At 70.5% G+C, this 17,221-nt stretch carries 17 protein-coding genes; 9 read left to right on the top strand and 8 right to left on the bottom strand.

Annotated elements, in window-relative coordinates; translation table 11 throughout:
* Positions 1 to 15 precede the first annotated feature (15 nt).
* Together G3I56_RS12075 and G3I56_RS12070 are read right to left on the bottom strand one after the other, a co-directional pair.
* Positions 16 to 978 carry an electron transfer flavoprotein subunit alpha/FixB family protein gene (locus tag G3I56_RS12075; protein WP_164408928.1) on the bottom strand — a complete coding sequence of 321 codons (963 nt, stop codon included), beginning with the start codon at positions 976 to 978 and terminating at the stop codon, positions 16 to 18.
* A 76-nt stretch (positions 979 to 1,054) separates the two neighbouring features.
* Positions 1,055 to 1,840: an electron transfer flavoprotein subunit beta/FixA family protein gene (locus G3I56_RS12070; protein ID WP_164408927.1), complete on the bottom strand. Its 786-nt coding sequence runs from the start codon at positions 1,838 to 1,840 to the stop codon at positions 1,055 to 1,057.
* 154 nt (positions 1,841 to 1,994) lie between these two features.
* Between G3I56_RS12070 and G3I56_RS12065 the strand changes: the two genes are divergently transcribed.
* Genes G3I56_RS12065 through G3I56_RS12035 form a run of 7 tightly spaced genes read left to right on the top strand, consistent with a single transcriptional unit; the run spans position 1,995 to position 8,938 of the window.
* Positions 1,995 to 3,320 (top strand): phenylacetate--CoA ligase family protein, encoded by a 1,326-nt coding sequence (locus G3I56_RS12065; protein WP_164408926.1) that lies wholly within the window; start codon positions 1,995 to 1,997, stop codon positions 3,318 to 3,320.
* Positions 3,320 to 4,030, top strand: a complete 711-nt coding sequence (locus G3I56_RS12060) for a hypothetical protein (protein ID WP_164408925.1) — start codon at positions 3,320 to 3,322, stop codon at positions 4,028 to 4,030. The genes G3I56_RS12065 and G3I56_RS12060 overlap by 1 nt, the downstream gene beginning before the upstream one ends.
* A gap of 34 nt (positions 4,031 to 4,064) precedes the next feature.
* Positions 4,065 to 4,976, top strand: coding sequence for an SDR family oxidoreductase (locus G3I56_RS12055; RefSeq protein ID WP_164408924.1), 912 nt, complete (start codon positions 4,065 to 4,067; stop codon positions 4,974 to 4,976).
* A gap of 1 nt (position 4,977) precedes the next feature.
* On the top strand, positions 4,978 to 5,448 hold the full coding sequence (locus G3I56_RS12050; RefSeq protein WP_164408923.1) for an OB-fold domain-containing protein: 471 nt from the start codon (positions 4,978 to 4,980) through the stop codon (positions 5,446 to 5,448).
* Positions 5,445 to 6,593 (top strand): thiolase family protein, encoded by a 1,149-nt coding sequence (locus G3I56_RS12045; protein WP_164408922.1) that lies wholly within the window; start codon positions 5,445 to 5,447, stop codon positions 6,591 to 6,593. The genes G3I56_RS12050 and G3I56_RS12045 overlap by 4 nt, the downstream gene beginning before the upstream one ends.
* A gap of 12 nt (positions 6,594 to 6,605) precedes the next feature.
* Positions 6,606 to 7,826, top strand: coding sequence for an acyl-CoA dehydrogenase family protein (locus G3I56_RS12040; protein WP_164408921.1), 1,221 nt, complete (start codon positions 6,606 to 6,608; stop codon positions 7,824 to 7,826).
* A complete protein-coding gene (locus tag G3I56_RS12035) occupies positions 7,823 to 8,938 on the top strand; it encodes an acyl-CoA dehydrogenase family protein (protein WP_164408920.1) in 1,116 nt (371 codons plus the stop codon). Before G3I56_RS12040 ends, G3I56_RS12035 begins: the two co-directional genes overlap by 4 nt.
* A gap of 66 nt (positions 8,939 to 9,004) precedes the next feature.
* On the opposite strand, the gene G3I56_RS12030 is transcribed toward G3I56_RS12035, so the two are convergent.
* The 6 genes from G3I56_RS12030 to G3I56_RS12005 are packed head-to-tail and all read right to left on the bottom strand — an operon-like array spanning position 9,005 to position 14,361.
* Entirely contained in the window at positions 9,005 to 10,162 is a 1,158-nt protein-coding gene (locus G3I56_RS12030; protein ID WP_164408919.1) for an acyl-CoA dehydrogenase family protein, read from the bottom strand.
* Positions 10,163 to 10,193: 31 nt separating this feature from the next.
* Positions 10,194 to 10,706 carry a DoxX family protein gene (locus G3I56_RS12025; RefSeq protein WP_164408918.1) on the bottom strand — a complete coding sequence of 171 codons (513 nt, stop codon included), beginning with the start codon at positions 10,704 to 10,706 and terminating at the stop codon, positions 10,194 to 10,196.
* Positions 10,703 to 11,614: an SDR family NAD(P)-dependent oxidoreductase gene (locus tag G3I56_RS12020; protein ID WP_164408917.1), complete on the bottom strand. Its 912-nt coding sequence runs from the start codon at positions 11,612 to 11,614 to the stop codon at positions 10,703 to 10,705. The genes G3I56_RS12025 and G3I56_RS12020 overlap by 4 nt, the downstream gene beginning before the upstream one ends.
* Before the next feature lie 13 nt (positions 11,615 to 11,627).
* Positions 11,628 to 12,794 (bottom strand): CoA transferase, encoded by a 1,167-nt coding sequence (locus tag G3I56_RS12015; protein WP_164408916.1) that lies wholly within the window; start codon positions 12,792 to 12,794, stop codon positions 11,628 to 11,630.
* A gap of 30 nt (positions 12,795 to 12,824) precedes the next feature.
* Positions 12,825 to 13,604 (bottom strand): enoyl-CoA hydratase/isomerase family protein, encoded by a 780-nt coding sequence (locus G3I56_RS12010; RefSeq protein WP_164408915.1) that lies wholly within the window; start codon positions 13,602 to 13,604, stop codon positions 12,825 to 12,827.
* Position 13,605: 1 nt separating this feature from the next.
* Positions 13,606 to 14,361, bottom strand: a complete 756-nt coding sequence (locus tag G3I56_RS12005) for a glucose 1-dehydrogenase (RefSeq protein ID WP_164408914.1) — start codon at positions 14,359 to 14,361, stop codon at positions 13,606 to 13,608.
* A gap of 93 nt (positions 14,362 to 14,454) precedes the next feature.
* Between G3I56_RS12005 and G3I56_RS12000 the strand changes: the two genes are divergently transcribed.
* The gene (locus G3I56_RS12000; RefSeq protein WP_164408913.1) at positions 14,455 to 15,597 is read left to right on the top strand and encodes an acyl-CoA dehydrogenase family protein; all 1,143 of its coding nucleotides are present in this window, start codon (positions 14,455 to 14,457) and stop codon (positions 15,595 to 15,597) included.
* Between the two features lie 79 nt (positions 15,598 to 15,676).
* Positions 15,677 to 17,167, top strand: a complete 1,491-nt coding sequence (locus G3I56_RS11995; RefSeq protein WP_164408912.1) for an aldehyde dehydrogenase family protein — start codon at positions 15,677 to 15,679, stop codon at positions 17,165 to 17,167.
* The last annotated feature ends 54 nt before the right edge of the window (positions 17,168 to 17,221 follow it).

Here is a 17,221-nt window from a genome sequence, read left to right as displayed (position 1 = left end):
CGGTCAGCTGTGGGATCAGCTCCGGCGCCGCTCGATCTCGTCCACCAGCTGGGGCAGGACTGCGAAAAGGTCCCCGACGACGCCGTGGTCGGCGAGCTCGAAGATGGGGGCGTCGGGGTCCTTGTTGACGGCGACGATGGTCCTGGACGTCTGCATGCCCGCCCGGTGCTGGATCGCACCGGAGATACCGGCGGCGAGGTAGAGCTGCGGGGAGACCTGTGTTCCCGTCTGGCCGACCTGGTGGCTGTGCGGGTACCAGCCCGCGTCCACGGCGGCACGGGACGCCCCCACGGCCCCGCCCAGGGCGTCGGCGACGCGCTCGACGAGGGCGAAGTTCTCGGCCCCGTTCACGCCCCGGCCGCCGGAGACCACGATGTCCGCCTCGGGCAGCTCGGGACGGTCGCTGCGCTCCCGCCGCGTGCGGGACAGGATCCGGACGCCGGCGGAGGCCGGAGCGAAGACGATGTCCTGCTTGTCGATGACGGGCTCCGCGGGGGCGGCCTCGGGGGCGGTGGCGTTCGGCTTGACCGTGATCACCGGCACGCCTCGGGTGACATGCGCGGTGACCTGGTGCGTGGCCGCGAACGCGGACTGCTCGGTCACCGGGCCGCCCGGCCCGGCGATGATGTCGACGGCGTCGGTGATCAGCCCGGAGTCGAGGCGGAGCGCGACCCGTGCGGCGATCTCGTTGCCGTCCGGGCCGGACGGCAGCAGGATCGCCGCCGGGCCGGTGCGCCCGGCGATCTGGGTGAGGGCGTCGACAGTGGGGGTGACGAGGTACTCGTCGACCTCGGGGGCGTCCACGACGTAGATCCTCCGCGCGCCGAAGCGGCCGAGGGTCTCGGTCGCGGCTCCCGCGTCCGGCCCCAGGAAGACGGCCGAGGGATCGCCCAACCGGCATGCCAGGGTGAGCAGTTCGAGGGTCGGCTTGCGTACGACGCCGTCGGTGTGGTCGACGAGGACGAGGATTTCGGCCACGGTGGTGCACTCCTCTTGCCGGGAAACGGGACAGGAACAGGTGGGGGCGGCGGGTCGGAAACGGGTCAGGAGAGGGTCAGATGAACTTCTTGGCGGTGAGGAACGCGGCCAGTCCCGCGCCGCCCGCACCCTCGTCGACGACGATTTCGCCCTTGGTGCGCGGCGGGCGCCTGGTCGCGGTGTCCACGGCCGATCGTGCGCCGGCCCGGCCGACGTGTGGCGCGTCGATCCCCAGGTCTGCGAGGTCGAGGGTCTCCAGCGGCTTCTTCTTCGCGGCCATGATCCCTTTGAAGGACGGGTAACGGGCGTCCCCGGAGCGGTCGGTCACCGACACGACAGCCGGAAGGGCGCCCTCGATCCGTACGGTCGCGCCGTCACCCTCGCGGCGGCCGGTCACCGTTCCGTTCTCGACCGTGAGTTCTTCGAGGTGGGTGACGCCCCGGACGCCGAGCCGCTCTGCCAGCAGCGCCGGTACGACGCCCATGGTCCCGTCGGTCGAGGCCATCCCGCACAGGACGAGGTCGAAGCCGTGCCGCTCGATGGCCCTGGCCAGGACGAGTGACGTTCCGAACGCGTCGCTGCCCGCGATGTCGTCGTCGTTGACGTGGATCGCCGAGTCGCCGCCCATGGCCAGTGCCTTGCGCAGCGCGTCCTTGGCGTGGTCGGGTCCGACGGTGAGATAGCTGATCTCGGTGTCGGCGTCGGTGTCCGACTCGGCGATCCGCAGGGCCTGTTCGACCGCGTACTCGTCGAGTTCGGACAGCAGTGAGTCGACCGACGCGCGGTCGGTGGTGCCGTCCTGGGCGAAGGCGCGGTCCGCCGTGGCGTCGGGCACGTGCTTCACACAGACAATGATCTTCACGGCGCCCTCCAGGGCCTTCCAGTTGGTTGAATGAGTGCTAATAGTTAACTATATGGATCGATGGATCGCGAGGTCTGGCCTTGAATCCGTCGAATTGGTTGACTGATTGACCTGATAGTTGGAAGATCTGGGCACCGAGCCGCGAGGAGGCGCCATGGTGGGTGACACGGACACCGACGACAGGTACTTCGAGCCCCAGGTGGAGACCATGCCCCGCGAACAACTGCGGGCGCGGCAGGAGGAACGCATCCTGGAGCTCGTCGAGTACGCCTACGGCAACTCGGCCTTCTACCGCGAACTCTGGGACGCCCACGGGGCGCACCCGCGCGACATCAGGACCCTGGAGGACTTCCGGGAACGGGTGCCGTTCATCACCAAGGACATGGTGCGCGCCTACCGGGCCCGCACGGGCGATCCCTTCGGCGGGATGCTCTGCGTCCCGGTCGAGGAACTGACCTCGGTCTCCTCCAGTTCGGGCACCACCGGCGACCCGGAGTTCTTCGCCGAGATCTGGCAGGACGCCCCACCCCTGGTGACCGCGCAGGTGCGTGACCTCTGGGAGCTGGGTCTGCGCCCGGGGGACCGGGTGCTGAGCCCGCCCGGCACGTTCCGCAACCTCATGGACCCCGGATATCAGGCGCTGGGCGCCGTGGTCATCGAGGTGGACACCTGGATGGGGAAGATGCAGGAGGTCGTCGACGCCCTGCGCACCTACCGTCCCGCCTACCTGCAGATGATGTATCCGCAGATGGTGGAGCTGGAGCACCTGGCCGAGCGGACCGATCTGAGGGAGGCGTTCTCCTCCCTCAAGGGCGCCTCCTGCGCCGGGCAGCCGCTCAGCCGGAAGATGCGCGAGCGGATCCGCGACGACTGGGGCATCGACGTCTACGAGTACACCAGCGCCGCCGACACCGGCACCGCCTGGGAGTGCCGTGAGCACGACGGCTTCCACCTCTGGGAGGACACCGTCTTCGCCGAGTGCGTCGAGGTCGAGGAAGACGGCGGATGGCGCGACGCCCCGGAGGGCGACCTCGGTGAACTGGTCGCCACCGACCTGGACAACAGGGCGGCACCCCTGATCCGTTACCGCAGCGAGGACCTCGTCCGCCTCTCCGGGGACACCTGCGGCTGCGGACGTACACACGCCCGGATGTGGGTGGCCGGCCGACGCGGCGACGAGACGCTGGTCCAGGGGCGTTCCGTGGTCCTGCGGGACATCTGGCAGGCGGTGGAGGACCAGCCGGAGACCGTGGCCGGGGTGTTCCAGATCGTCCGGGGCGGCCGTGAGGTCGACGAACTGCGGCTGCGCGTCGGCTACGACCCCGCACTCACCGGCGACGTCGACGCTCTGGCCGGACGGCTGAGCGAGGCCGTGCGCGAGCGGACCGGGGTCAAACCGGTGCTCGACATGCGCACCGAGGAGGACCTGTTGAAGACCATGACCAGCGTCGCCAAGTTCCCCCGGGTGGTGAAGAACTGATGGCCCGCGCCGACACCCTGGCCCGCGCCAGGAAGCTCGACCGCCCCGAACTCGCCTACCTCGTGCGCTTCCCCGGCGCCGACGGCATGACCGACATGGAGCTGACCTGGGCGGAACTCGCCCGGGACACCGAGTGGGTCACCGAACGCCTGCGGGAGCACGGCCTCACCGCCGGCCACGGGGCGCTGCTGACGACCTCGGGCTTCGAGGGCTTCTGGGGGCACGCGGTGATCGGCGCCCTGCGCACGCTGAAGGTGACGTACGGCATCGCGGAGGCGATGGGCTGGGACCACCGCCGTACTGCCGTGTTCCACCGTGAGCTCGACCCGCACGCGGTCATAGGTCTGTCCGCCGAGACCCTGGAGGGGCTGGCCGGCAGCGCCGACATCGGCGAACTGTTCAGGTCGACGTCCGTCGTCCTGGCCCGGCCCGCCGCCGTACCGCTGCTGCGCGGAGCGGGTGTGTCCGCCGCCCTGATCTCGACCGTGGGGCCGGCCCTCGCGCTGGAGTGCCCGGAGCGGGCCGGCGCGCACGTCAACGCCGCCGAATGGCGGGTCGGCGAGCGGGACGGTCAACTGTCCGTGGCAGCTGGGGAGGGGCGCGGCTCGCCGCTGCCCGAGACGCCACTCGGTATTGCGGGCCGTGTCGTCGCCGGCCGGTGCGGCTGCGGCAGCGCGGACCCCCGGGTGCTGCTCGCCGAAGCGAACTGACCGCCATCAACAAGGAGTCAACGAGGAGTTGAGGATGTCCGAAGGAGTGGTCGACGGCCGCGTAGTGGTTGTCACCGGCGCCGGCAACGGGATCGGCCGGGCGCACGCCCTGGCGTTCGCCGCGCACGGCGCCAAGGTCGTGGTGAACGACCTGGGCGGCTCGCGCGACGGGGCGGGTGCCTCGGCCGGACCCGCCCAGAGCGTGGTGGACGAGATCGTCGCGGCCGGCGGCGAGGCCGTGGCCAACACGGACGACATCTCCACCTGGGAGGGCGCGGCTCACCTCGTCCAGCAGGCCGTGGAGACGTACGGCGGCCTGGACGTACTGGTCAACAACGCAGGCATCCTGCGCGACCGGATGATCGTGTCGATGACCGAGCAGGACTGGGACAGCGTGCTCGCCGTCCACCTCAAGGGCGGCTTCGCCACCCTGCACCACGCCGCCGCGTACTGGCGGGAGCGTGCCAAGTCCGGTCACGACAACGACGCCCGGGTCATCAACACGACCTCTCCGTCCGGCGTCTTCGGTAACCCCGGACAGTCCAACTACGGATCCGCCAAGGCCGGCGTCGCGAGCCTCACCCTCATCGCCGCCGCCGAACTCGCCCGCTACGGCGTGACGGTGAACGCCATCGCGCCGACGGCGCTCACCCGGCTGACCGAGGACATCGAGATGATGAAGCGGGCCGCCGAGGCCCAGGACCTCACCCCCGAGGCCATCTCACCGCTCGTGGTGTGGCTCGGCTCGGCCGCCTCGCGCGAGGTCACCGGCCGGGTGTTCGGCGTCGTCGGCAACCGGATCACCGTACTGGAGGGCTGGGTCAACGGCCCCGGCACGAGCGCCGAGTCGCGGTGGACACCGGAGGAGCTGTCCACCGTCGTCCCGAACCTGGTGGCCAAGGCGGCTCCGAACGCGGACGCGCTGGGCGAGCGGAAGGGCGCGTGACATGACGATCGCTCAGAAACCGGTGGCCGACGGACTGTTCACCTGGCCCGCCGACCCGTCCTCACCCCCGCGTCTCATCGGCTCCGAGTGCGCGGACTGCGGCCTGGTGAGCTTCCCGGCCGCCCCGGACTGCGTCAGGTGCGCGAGTACGGAGTCGAAGGAACGGCTGTTGTCCGAGCGCGGCACGCTGTGGACGTACACGACCCAGAACTTCCGGCCGCCGTCCCCGCCGTACGACGGGCCGGTGGCCTTCGAGCCCTACACGGTCGGATACATCGAGCTTCCGGGTGAGTTGCTGGTCGAGGCCCGCCTCACCGAGCCCGACCCGGACCGGCTCCGCATCGGACAGGCTATGCGGCTCACCCTCGTGCCCTACACCGTGCTCGACGACGGGACCGAGGTCATGACGTTCGCGTTCGCCCCGACCGAGGAATCCGAGGAGTCCGCCCAGTCGGAGGAGGAGTCAGCATGACCGAGGCCGTCATCATCGGCGTGGGGCTCCACCCCTTCGGCCGGTTCGGGGCAAAGCCCGCGCTGGACATGGGCGCGGACGCGGTACGTCTCGCACTCGCCGACGCGGGCGTCAACTGGCCGCAGATCCGGGGCGGTTACATCGGCAGCTACGAGGTCGCCAACCCCGACGCCATCGTCGGCAGGCTCGGCCTCACCGGCATACCCCTGCGCGGAGTCTTCAACGGCTGTGCCACAGCAGGCACCGCCGTCGCGCTGGCCGCCCGCGCGATCGAGACCGGCGAGCACGACCTGACGATCGCGATCGGCCTCGACAAGCACCCGCGCGGCGCGTTCGCCGCCGATCCGTCCGTGGCCGGCATCCCGTCCTGGTACGGGCAGACCGGGCTCTTCCTCACCACCCACTTCTTCGGCATGAAGATCAACCGCTATATGCACGACCACGGCATCTCCCACGAGACACTCGCCCGCGTTGCCTCGAAGAACTTCCGCAACGCGGCCGGGAACGACAAGGCCTGGCGCCGTACACCGATGTCACCCGAGGAGGTTCTTGCCTCCCCGGTCCTGAACCACCCCCTGCGCCAGTTCATGTACTGCGGCCCGAACGAGGGCGCGGCGGCCGTCGTGATGTGCCGCGCCGACCAGGCCCACAAGTACACGTCGACCCCCGTGCGCGTCCGGGCCACCGCCCTGCGCAGCCGCAGGCTCGGCGCCTTCGAGGTGCAGAGCCCGTCGTTCCCGGTGGGGGACGTCGTCGAGAGTCCGACGGTGGACGCCTTCAAGGTGGCCTACGACATCGCGGGCATCGGCCCGGAGGACGTCGACGTCGCGCAGCTCCAGGACACCGACGCCGGGTCGGAGATCATCCACATGGCGGAGAGCGGTCTCTGCAAGGACGGTGAGCAGGAGCGCCTGATCGCCGAGGGAGCCACCGAGATCGGCGGCCGGCTCCCGGTCAACACCGACGGCGGCCTGCTGGGCAACGGGGAACCGATCGGCGCCTCCGGGCTACGGCAGATCCACGAGATCGTGCTCCAGCTGCGGGGTACGGCGGGCACACGCCAGATCCCCGGCACGCCCCGCGTCGGCCTCACCCACCTGTACGGCGCGCCCGGCGCGTCGGCGGTGACGATCCTCTCGACCTGAGGGAACAGGCTCATGGACCAGGACACGCAGGACTTCGCCGCCGAGGTGCGCCGATTCCTCGACGCACATGTGACGAAGGCCCCCGACCGCACGGCCCGCACCTGGGGCGAGGGCGACGACTCGATGGCGTACTTCAGCAGCCTTCCGCCGGAGAAGGAACAGGAGTTCGTGCGGCGGGCGCGGGAGTGGCAGCGCATCCGGCACGAGAACGGCTTCGGCTGGATCACCGGACCGGTGGAGTACGGCGGCCGGGGCCTGACCCCCGTCCACGACCTGCTCTACGACGCCATCGAGTCGGAGTACGACGTCGCCGACACCGGAGTGCTCGGTGTGATCGGCCTCGGCATGATCGGCCCGACCATCCTGACCCACGCCCAACCCCACATCAGGGAGCGCTGGTTGCCCGCGATGTACCGGGGGGACGCCATCGCCTGCCAGTTGTTCAGCGAGCCCGGGGCCGGTTCCGACCTGGCGAGCGTGGCGACGAAGGCCGTGCGGGAGGGCGACGACTGGGTGCTGAACGGGCAGAAGGTGTGGACCTCGGTCGCCCAGCACAGCCAGATCGGCCTCGCGCTGACCCGCACGAACCCGGACGCGCCCAAGCACCGTGGCATCACCGCCTTCCTGGTCCCCATGGACGCCCCCGGCGTCGAGGTCCGGCCCCTGCGGCAGATGACCGGCGGCGCCGACTTCAACGAGGTCTTCCTCACCGACGTACGCATCCCCGACGACCACCGCCTCGGCGAGGTCGACGGCGGCTGGACGGTCGCCCTGACCACCCTGATGAACGAGCGTGCCACGGTGGGCAGCGAGGGCGCGGGCCCGGTGGCCGCCGCCCTGTCCCCGGACCACCTCTCCGCACTCATGCGCGCCACCTGGACCTGGGACGACCGCGCCCTGCGCGCCCGTCTCGCCGAACTCCTCGTGGACGCCATGGCCACCGAACACCTCAACGCCCGTGCCCTGCGCAAGCTCCGCGCGGGAACGTCGCCGGGCCCCGAGATGTCCGTCTCCAAGCTGATGTACGGCCAGAACCTCACCCGAGCGGCGCACTTCGTGTCCGACGTGCTCGGGCCCCGGATCATCGCCGACACCGGCAGGTGGGGCACGTACGCCTGGACCGAACTGCTCCTGGCCACCCCGGCGTTGCGGATCCTCGGCGGCACGGAGGAGATCATGAAGAACATCCTCGCGGAACGTGTCCTCGGCCTGCCCAAGGAGGCGCGGTCATGACCGCGGAAGAGCGTGAACTGCTCGAACTGCGTGCCTCCGTAAGGGAGTTCATGGAGGCCAAGTCGCCCGAGGAAGCCGTGCGCAAGCTCATGGAGAGCGAGCCGCGCTTCGACCCGGCGGTGTGGGCGCAGGTGGCCGACCAACTGCGCCTGCCGGGCCTGGCGATCCCGGAGGAGTACGGCGGCGACGGTTTCGGACCGGTCGAACTGGGCGTCGTACTGGAGGAGATGGGCCGTGCGCTGCTGTGTGCGCCGTTCTTCGCCACCGTGGTCCTGGCGGCCCAGGCGCTGTTGGCCTCGGGCGACGGTGAGGCCTGCGCACGGCATCTCCCCGGCATCGCGGCCGGGCGGACCACGGCCGCCCTCGCCGTGGCCGAGGACAACGGCTCCTGGGACCCAGCCCTGGTCTCGACGCGTGCTGTGCCGGACGGGGACGGCGGGTGGAAACTGCGTGGCCGCAAGTCGTTCGTCATCGACGGTACGACGGCCGACCTGATCCTCGTCGTCGCCCGTACCGTCGCCGGCCCCGCACTCTTCACCGTGGACCGGGAAGCCACCGGGCTCGCGGCAGAACCGATGGAGACCCTGGACGCCACCCGGGCGATGGCCCGGCTGACGTTCGACGCCGTGTCGGCGACACTCGTCGGCGCGGACGGGGCGGGCGGCCGGATCATGGTCAAGGTCCTGGACATCGCCACGGTGGGACTGGCCGCCGAACAGGCGGGCGGCGCGCGCCGGTGCCTGGAGACGAGTGCCGAATACGCCCGCGTCCGGCACCAGTTCGGCCGGCCGATCGGCTCCTTCCAGGCGGTCAAGCACAAGTGCGCCGACATGCTCGTCCAGGTGGAACTGGCGGAGGCCGCGTCGAGAGAGGCAGCGCGGCTGGCAGCCGAGGGCGCCGCCGGGTTCCCGGTCGCCGCGGCGGTGGCGCATGCGTGCTGCTCTCGGGCGTACATGTTCGCCGCCATGGAGAACATCCAGGTCCACGGCGGCATCGGCTTCACCTGGGAGCACCCGGCCCATCTGTACTTCCGGCGCGCCAAGTCCTCGCAACTGCTGTTCGGGGGCCCGGCCGTGTACCACGAGCGACTGCTGGACCGGCTCGGTATCTGACCTGACGGCCGCAGACGGCAAGGAGGACCCCGGGGAGAATCCCGGGGTCCTCCTTGCCGTGCCCGTTCAGCCGCGCGCCGCCTCTCCGAGCAGTGCTTTCGCGATGATCACCTGCTGTATCTGGCTGGTGCCCTCGTAGATGCGGAACAGGCGGGCGTCGCGGTAGAAGCGCTCGACGGCGACTCCGCGCATATAGCCCGCGCCGCCGTGGATCTGCACCGCGCGGTCCGCGACCCGCCACACCATCTCGCTGGCGAAGTACTTCGTGCAGGACGGTCCGACCTTCGTGTCCGAACCGGCGTCGAAGGCGCGGGCGGCCTCCAGGACCGTGGCGCGGCCGGCGTAGTAGTCGGTCATCGAGTCGGCGATCAGGCCCTGGACGAGCTGGAAGGAGCCGATGAGTTTCCCGGACTGCTTGCGGGTGCTCGCGTACACGACCGACTCGTCCACCAGACGCTCGGCCATGCCGACCATCAGCGCGGAGATATGGACCCGTCCGTGTGCGATGCAACCCATCGCCGTGGAGAAGCCCCGGTTGAGACCGGCCTCGCCGCCGACGAGGGCGGAGACCGGCACGCGTACGTCGTCGAAGTACACGTCCGCGGTCCAGGCGCCGAACTGGCCCATCTTGTGGTCCTTGGGAGCCACGGTGAGACCCGGGGTGCCGGCCGGGACCAGGAAGGTGGAGATACCGCGCGTGCGCGGGGCGTCCGGGTCGGTGCGGGCGAAGACCATGAAGACGTCCGCGAGCGGGGCGTTGGTGATGTACCGCTTGGCGCCGTTGATCACCCAGGTGTCCCCCTCCCGGTGTGCCCGCGTGGTCAGCGTCGAGGGATCGGAACCGGCGTCCGGCTCGGTGAGCGCGAACGACGCCAGCACCTCACCGGAGGCGATCCGGGGCAGCCACGAGGCCTTCTGCTCCTGCGTGCCGCCGACCATGAGGACATGTCCGGCGATGCCGTTGTTGGTGCCGAACATCGACCGTAGCGACGGGGTCGTGTAGCCCAGTTCGAACATCAACTGGGCCTCTTCGTACATCGACAGACCGAGGCCGCCGTACTCCTCGGGCAACGCGAAGCCGAACAGGCCCATCTTCTTCGCCGCCTCGCGGATGTCCGGCGGCATCTCGTCCTTCTCGTCGATCTCCGCTTCCAGCGGCATGACGCGTTCCCGGACGAAGCGCCGGACCTCCGAAAGCACCGCTGCGAAGTCCTCCGCGTCCATGTGGTCTCCCTTGCCCGTCACTTGTCGCCCATCAGTCGTCTGTCTCGTTCGGCTTCTCGTCGGGCCGATAGCACACCGCCAGCAGCGCCGCCGCGCTCACCGTGCCGAGGCCCGCTGCCAGCAATGCGGGCCCCGCGCCCGCTCGTTGGCGCCCCAGCAGTCCGTCGAGCGAGTACCGGCCGTTGCCCAGCGCCGCCAGCGCGACGGCCGCGCCGCCCACGACACCGGCGTACTCCCAGCCGCCCTTGAAGACGAAGAAGCCCTTGCCGCGATGGTCGGTGCGGGCCGCCACGGTCATGAGTCCGACGGCCGCCGCCGCCGGCAGGGGGCCCGCCGCGCCGAGGGTGATGCCCACGCCCGCAGCCAGTTCGGTGCCGGCCGCCATACGGGCGTGCACCTCGGCCGGCTTGAGACCGAGCGCCTCGAACCAGCCCGTCGTGCCCGTGAGGCCGCCCGGTCCGGCGACCTTGTTCCAGCCGTGCGCGACGAGCATCGGGCCGAGTGTCGCGCGCAGCAACAGGGCCGCGACGTCGTGGCCCTTCACTGGCCGACTCCCGTGGCCCGGCCTGCGGGAGCCACGCCGTACAACTGCGGTACGGCGTCGACGAGTTCGTCGTACGTGAGGGCCTGGCCGGACTCGCTGGGGTGGACGCCCGCGACGGTCCAGCCCTGCAGCCGGTTCAGCCGGTTGCCCTCGATGCGCAGGACCTGGCCGGTCAGCCACGCCGAGCTGTCGGAGGCCAGGTAGACCACGACACCGGAGGCGTTTGCGGGATCGCGCGGATCGAAGCCGTCGACGGCCTGGAGCGAGGCGCCGACGTCGAGCCCGTCCGTCATCCGGGTGGCCGCGATCGGCGATATGGCGTTCGCGGTGACGCCGTACCGGCGCATCTCCAGGGCGGTGAGGACGGTGAGTGCGGCTGTCCCGGCCTTCGCGGCACCGTAGTTGGACTGTCCCTGGTTGCCGAACAGGCCGGTCCCGGACGTCGTGTTGATCACGCGGCCGGCGACCCGCTCACCCCGCTTCGACGTCGCTCGCCAGTACGCGCACGCATGCCGGGTGAGCGCGAACGTGCCCTTCAGATGCACCGCGATCACGGCGTCGAACTCGGCCTCGCTCATCGAGAACAGCATCCGGTCGCGCACGATGCCCGCGTTGTTCACGACGATGTCGAGACGGCCGAACTCCGCGACGGTGTCCGTCACCATCGCCTCGGTCGCCGCCCAGTCCGTCACCGAGGCGTGGTTGGCGACCGCTCGGCCGCCGAGCTTGGTGATCTCGGTGACCACGTCGTCGGCGGGGGAGTCGCCCGTGCTCTCGCCGTGTATGCCCGAGCCGAGGTCGTTCACGACCACGGTCGCGCCCGCCTCGGCGAGTGCCAGACAGTGCGCCCGGCCGAGCCCTCTGCCACCACCGGTGACGATGGCGACCTTGTCGTCGAGGATTCCCACGTCCTGCCTCCTGTTATGGGGATGTCCGGTCGAGTTCGCGGAGTACGTCGTCGGTGTGCTCGCCGAGGGTCGGCGCTCCGGTGCGCGGCTTGTCGTCGGCTCCCCAGAAACTGACGGGAGTCGCGACCGCCCGCAGCGGCGGAGCGTCACCCATGCCGGGCTGTTCGACGAACGCCCCGACGGCCTCCGCCTGCGGATCGGCCGCCACTTCTGCCAAAGTCTGTACGGGCGCCCACCACACGCCTTCGGCGTCGAACCGTGCCGCCCACTCGTCCAGCGTCCGCTGGGCGAACTCCTCGTCGAACTCGGCGATCAGCTCGCGTACATGCCCGCGCCGGGCCTTGCCGGTCGCGAACCGCTCGTCCGTCGCCAGGTCCTCGCGGCCGAGTGCCTTGACGACACCGGGCCAGTGCCGGTTGCCCTCCAGGCCGACGAGCCAGAACCAGCGCTCGTCGGCGGCCCGGTAGCTGTTGTAGAGCGGGGACTCGTGTTCGGTGCGGTGACGGGTACGGCCACGTTTGCCGAAGTAGTTCTGCAGGGCGAGGTCGTTGCCGTTGGCGTACGTCCCGGAACGCAGCAGGGACACGTCGACCACACCGCCCTCGCCGGTGCGTTCCCGGCGCAGCAGCGCGGCCAGCACCCCCGCCACCAGGTTGGCCGCGGCAGTACGGTCGCCGAGGCCGGGCCGGATGCCGGGCGGTGGTTCACCGGCCGGGTTGAGCATGGCGGCGATGCCGGGGCGGGCCCAGAAGGCGGAGACGTCGTACCCTGCCCGGTCGCGCTCGGCGCCCGTCCAGCCGTAGCCGGTCAACGTGCCGACGACCAGGCGGGGATGGCGGGCGCGCAGCTCGTCCGGTGCCAGACCCAGCCGCTCAAGGGCGCCGGGGCGCAGATTGGTGACGAACACGTCGGCGCGCGCCAACAGCCGTTCCAGTACGTCCTTGCCGTCCGCCGAGCGCAGGTCGAGGACGATCCCTCGCTTGCCCCGGTTGTCGGTCTCGAACGGGGGTGCGCTGTCGATGTCCTGACCGACGTGCTTGAGCGTGTACCGGTTGGGATCCCCGGTCGGCGCCTCCACCTTCACCACGTCAGCGCCCCAGTCCGCGAGCATGGTGGCCGCGGCCGGAGCCGCCACCCACATGCCCAGCTCCACGACGGCAATGCCTTCCAACGGCCGCACGGCCCACCTCCATGTCTGTCGGGACGCCTGCTACACGCCGCGGAAGTCGCCCGGGCGGCGCTCACGGAAAGCCTTGAGCCCCTCGGCCCGGTCCTCGGTGGAGAAGAGCACCGAGACGGTCTCGCGCTCGTACGCGATCGCCGCCTCCAGGTCCATGCCGAGCCCGTAGTCGATCAGCCGCTTGCCCGAGGCGAGCGCGAGCGGAGCCCCGGCCGCCAGCGCGCCGGCGAGTGTCTCGGCTGTGCTCAACGCCTCACCGGGCTCGGCCAGTTCATTGACCAGTCCGAACGCGTGAGCCCGCTCCGCGTCGATCGGCTCGCCGGTGAGAATCATCTGCTTGGCGATCGCCGGCGGTACGAGGCGCGGCAGCCGCTGCGTGCCACCCGCGCCCGGCAGCACGCCGAGCTTCATCTCGGGCAGGCCGAGCCGTGCGCCCCGCTCCGCGACCCGCAGGTCACAGGCGAGCGCCAGCTCCAGACCGCCGCCGAAGGCGAACCCGTGGACGGCCGCCACCGAGGGCTTCGGGAACTCCTCCAGGAGCGCGAACCCCTCCGTCAGACGCCCCACGAAGGCACGGAACTGCCCCGGTGCGGTGAACGACTCGATCTCCCCGAGGTCGGCACCGGCCGAGAAGGCCCGTCCGGCGCCGGTCACGACCAGGGCGCGCACGTCGTCGTTGTCGCGGACGTCGTTCAGCGCCTCGGTGAGCCGCTCCACGGTCTCGGAGCCGATGGCATTGAGCTGCCTAGGCCGGTCCAGGGTCAACACGGCGATTCTGTCGCGGAGTTCGACCCGCAGCACGGTGCTCACCTCAGACCATCGTGAGGCCGCCGCTGACCGAGAGCGTCTGCCCGGTCATGTAGGCGGCGTCGTCGGACGCGAGGAAGGCGACCACACCGGCGATCTCCGCCGGCTGGGCGACGCGGCGCAGCGGGATCGCCCGCACGGTCGCGTCGTACATCTTCTGGCTGTACTCGGCGACCTGCCCGAGCAGCGCGGTCTCGGTCGGCCCCGGGCAGACGCTGTTCACGGTGATGCCGTGCCGGGCGACCTCGCGGGCCAGGGCCTTGCCGAAGGCGATGACGCCGCCCTTGGTCGCGGAGTACACGACCTCGCCGGACGAGCCGACCCGGCCCGCGTCCGAGGCGATGTGGACGATCCGGCCTCCGCCGCGCTCGATCATCGAGTCGAGCACGGCCCGGGTCACCGTGATCGTGCCGCGCAGATTGACGGCGATGATCCGGTCCCAGGTGTCCTCGGTGCTGTCGACGAAGCGGCCCAGGACGTCGACGGCCGCGTTGTTGACCAGGACGTCCACGGGACCGAGCTCGGCGCTCACCCGCTCCACGGCGGCCCGAACGGCCGCGCCGTCCGAGATGTCAGCGCCGACTCCGATGGCTCGCACTCCGTACCGCTCGGCGAGCCGGGCCGCGACTTTCCCGGCGGCCTCGGCGTCCAGGTCGCAGACCGCGACCGAGGCTCCGGCGGCGGCCCGCGCGGCGGCGATCGCCTCGCCGATGCCGCGTCCCGCTCCGGTGACGAGTGCCACCTTGTCCCGTACGCTCACGCGCCCTCCCTCGCAGCCTCGCCCAGCCTTCGATACAGCGCTATCGTATAACTACTTCAGCTTAATAAGCGAGATGCCTGAGTGGAGTCGAGCATGCGCCGTACGATCTTCACCGCGGAACACGACCTCTTCCGCGAGACCGCCCGCGCCTACTACCTGCGAGAATGCGCCCCGCACGCCGAGGAGTGGGAGCGGGACGGGCAGGTGAGCCGCGATGCCTGGGCGGCGGCGGGCAAGGCCGGGCTCATCGGCTGGCAGTTCCCCGAGGAGTACGGCGGTCAGGGGATCTGGGACTTCCGCTACAACGCGATCATGGCGGAGGAGATGGCCGCCACCAGCTCGGTCGGCATCGGGCTCGGGCTGCAGAACGACGTCATTCCGCCCTATCTGGCGTCCCTCACCACCCCCGAGCAGAAGGCCCGTTGGCTGCCCGGAGTGATCAGTGGCGAGACGATCTGTGCGCTCGCGCTGTCGGAGCCCTCCGCCGGATCCGATCTCAAGGGCATCCGCACCACCGCCCGGCGGGACGGCGACGAGTGGGTGATCGATGGCTCCAAGACCTTCATCACCAACGGAATCCTGGCCGACCTGGTCATCGTCGCCTGCAAGACCGACCCGGACGCCGGCCACCGGGGCATCAGCCTGATCGTCGTCGAGCGCGGCGCCGAGGGCTTCGAGCGGGGACGCAAGCTCGACAAGGTCGGGATGAAGGCCCAGGACACCGCCGAGCTCTTCTTCCACGAGGTCCGTGTCCCCGCCGAGAACCTCATCGGCCAGGAGGGGCGCGGTTTCTACCACATGATGGGCAACCTGCCGACGGAGCGCCTCGCCATCGCGGTCTCCGCGCTGGCGGCGGCCGAGCGCGCCTACGAGCTGGCGCTGGAGTACGCCAGGACCCGTACCGCTTTCGGGCAGCCGATCGGCCAGTTCCAGGCCAACAGGTTCGCTCTCGCCGACATCAGGGCGAAGCTGAACGCCGCCCGGGTCTACATCGACGGCTGCATCATGGCCCTGTTCCAGGGCGAGTTGACGGCCGAGGAGGCGGCGGCGGCCAAGTACTGGACCTCGGAGACCGGCTGGGAGGTCATCGACCGCTGTATGCAGCTCTTCGGTGGCTACGGCTACGTCAACGAGTACGAGATCGCGCGCATCTGGCGCGACAGCCGGGTGCAGCGGGTGTTCGGCGGGACCTCCGAGATCATGCAGGAGATCATCGGCCGGTCCCTGGGCCTGTGACGGGCATTGATTGGTTCGGCTAAATAGGTTATCTATTTAAGCTGTACGGATGTGATGGCAGTGGGGTCCGGGAGGCACCGTGGTCACGGTCGATGTGAAGCTGCACCAGGACAGAGCCGAGCACGACCTGCCGCAGCCCCGGCTGGTCATCGGCGGCAAGGACGTGACCGATACGAGCGGCGGACTCTACGAGCACCGCAACCCCGCGACCGGCCTGATCCAGGCGCACATCCCGCTCGCCGGGCCCACCGAGGTGGACCAGGCTGTGGCAGCGGCCCGCCAGGCCTTCGAGGTGTGGGGCACCATGCGCCCCGCCGAGCGCCGTCGACTGCTCACCCGCTTCGCCCAGCTCCTCCGCGACCACATCCCCGACTTCGCGGCGATCTGCCCGCTGGAGAACGGCGTCTGCATCGGCGGCTGGGCCGAGAACGTCGGACCGCACGTCGCCGAGTGGACCGAGTACTACGCGGGCTGGGCCGACAAGATCGAGGGCATGGTCGGCGCGGCCCACAGCCCGCACGAGAACGTCGAGTACACGATCGCCGAGCCGTACGGCGTCATCGGCCACATCATCACCTGGAACTCGCCCGCCCTGTCGCTGGCGATGAAGGTCCCGCCGTCTCTCGCCGCCGGGAACACGGTGGTCATCAAACCGGCCGAGTCCACGCCGTTCTCCGCGCTGCTCTTCGCCGACCTGGCGCGCGAGGCGGGCATCCCCGAGGGTGTCGTCAACGTCGTGACCGGACTCGGGGACGCCGGATCAGCCCTGGTGACCCATCCCGGCGTCGACAAGATCTCCTTCACCGGCGGTCCCGCCGCCGCGCGCCGCATCATGGCCGTCGCGGCACTGAGTCTCAAGCCCGTCGTGTTCGAGCTGGGCGGCAAGTCCGCCAACCTGCTCTTCGCCGACACCGACCTGGACACCGTCGTCCCGTACTGCGCGGCCTTCGCCATGAGCAACACCGGGCAGGGCTGCGCACTGCCCACACGGCTGCTGGCCGAGCGCCCGATCTACGACGAGGTCGTCACGCGAGTCGCCGGGGTGGTGGCCCACCTGCCGGTCGGCGACCCGCTCGACCCGGCGACGTACATCGGCCCTCTCATCAACGAAGCCGCCCGCGACCGGGTCCAGGGCGTGATCGACAAGGCGGTCGAGGGCGGTGCGGGACGTCTCGTGTACGGCGGTGAACACATCGACTCCGACGGCTACTTCGTCTCGCCGACCGTCTTCGCGGACGTCGACAACCGCAGCGATCTCGCCCAGCAGGAGATCTTCGGCCCGGTCCTGGCCATCACCCCGTTCGACACGGAGGACGAGGCCGTCGCCCTCGCCAACGACACCGAGTACGGCCTGTCCGCGTACATCCAGTCCCGTGACATCGCACGCGTCAACCGCCTGGTGCCGCGACTGAAGGCCGGGACGGTCTACGTCAACCCCGGGCCGAATCCGATCACCTCACCTGCCACGCCCTTCGGTGGTGTCGGGATGAGCGGGTTCGGACGGGAGGGCGGCAAGGCCGGCCTGGACGAGTTCATCAGCGTCAAGGGTGTCGGCATCGGCCGCGTCTGACCCTCACCTCCGAAGCCCTGCCGGAGTCCGACCGGAGTCCGGTCGACGCCCTCC

It is taken from the genome of Streptomyces sp. SID12488 (genome assembly GCF_010548275.1).
Lineage (GTDB): Bacteria > Actinomycetota > Actinomycetes > Streptomycetales > Streptomycetaceae > Streptomyces.
This window is presented reverse-complemented; position numbering and strand designations above follow the sequence as displayed.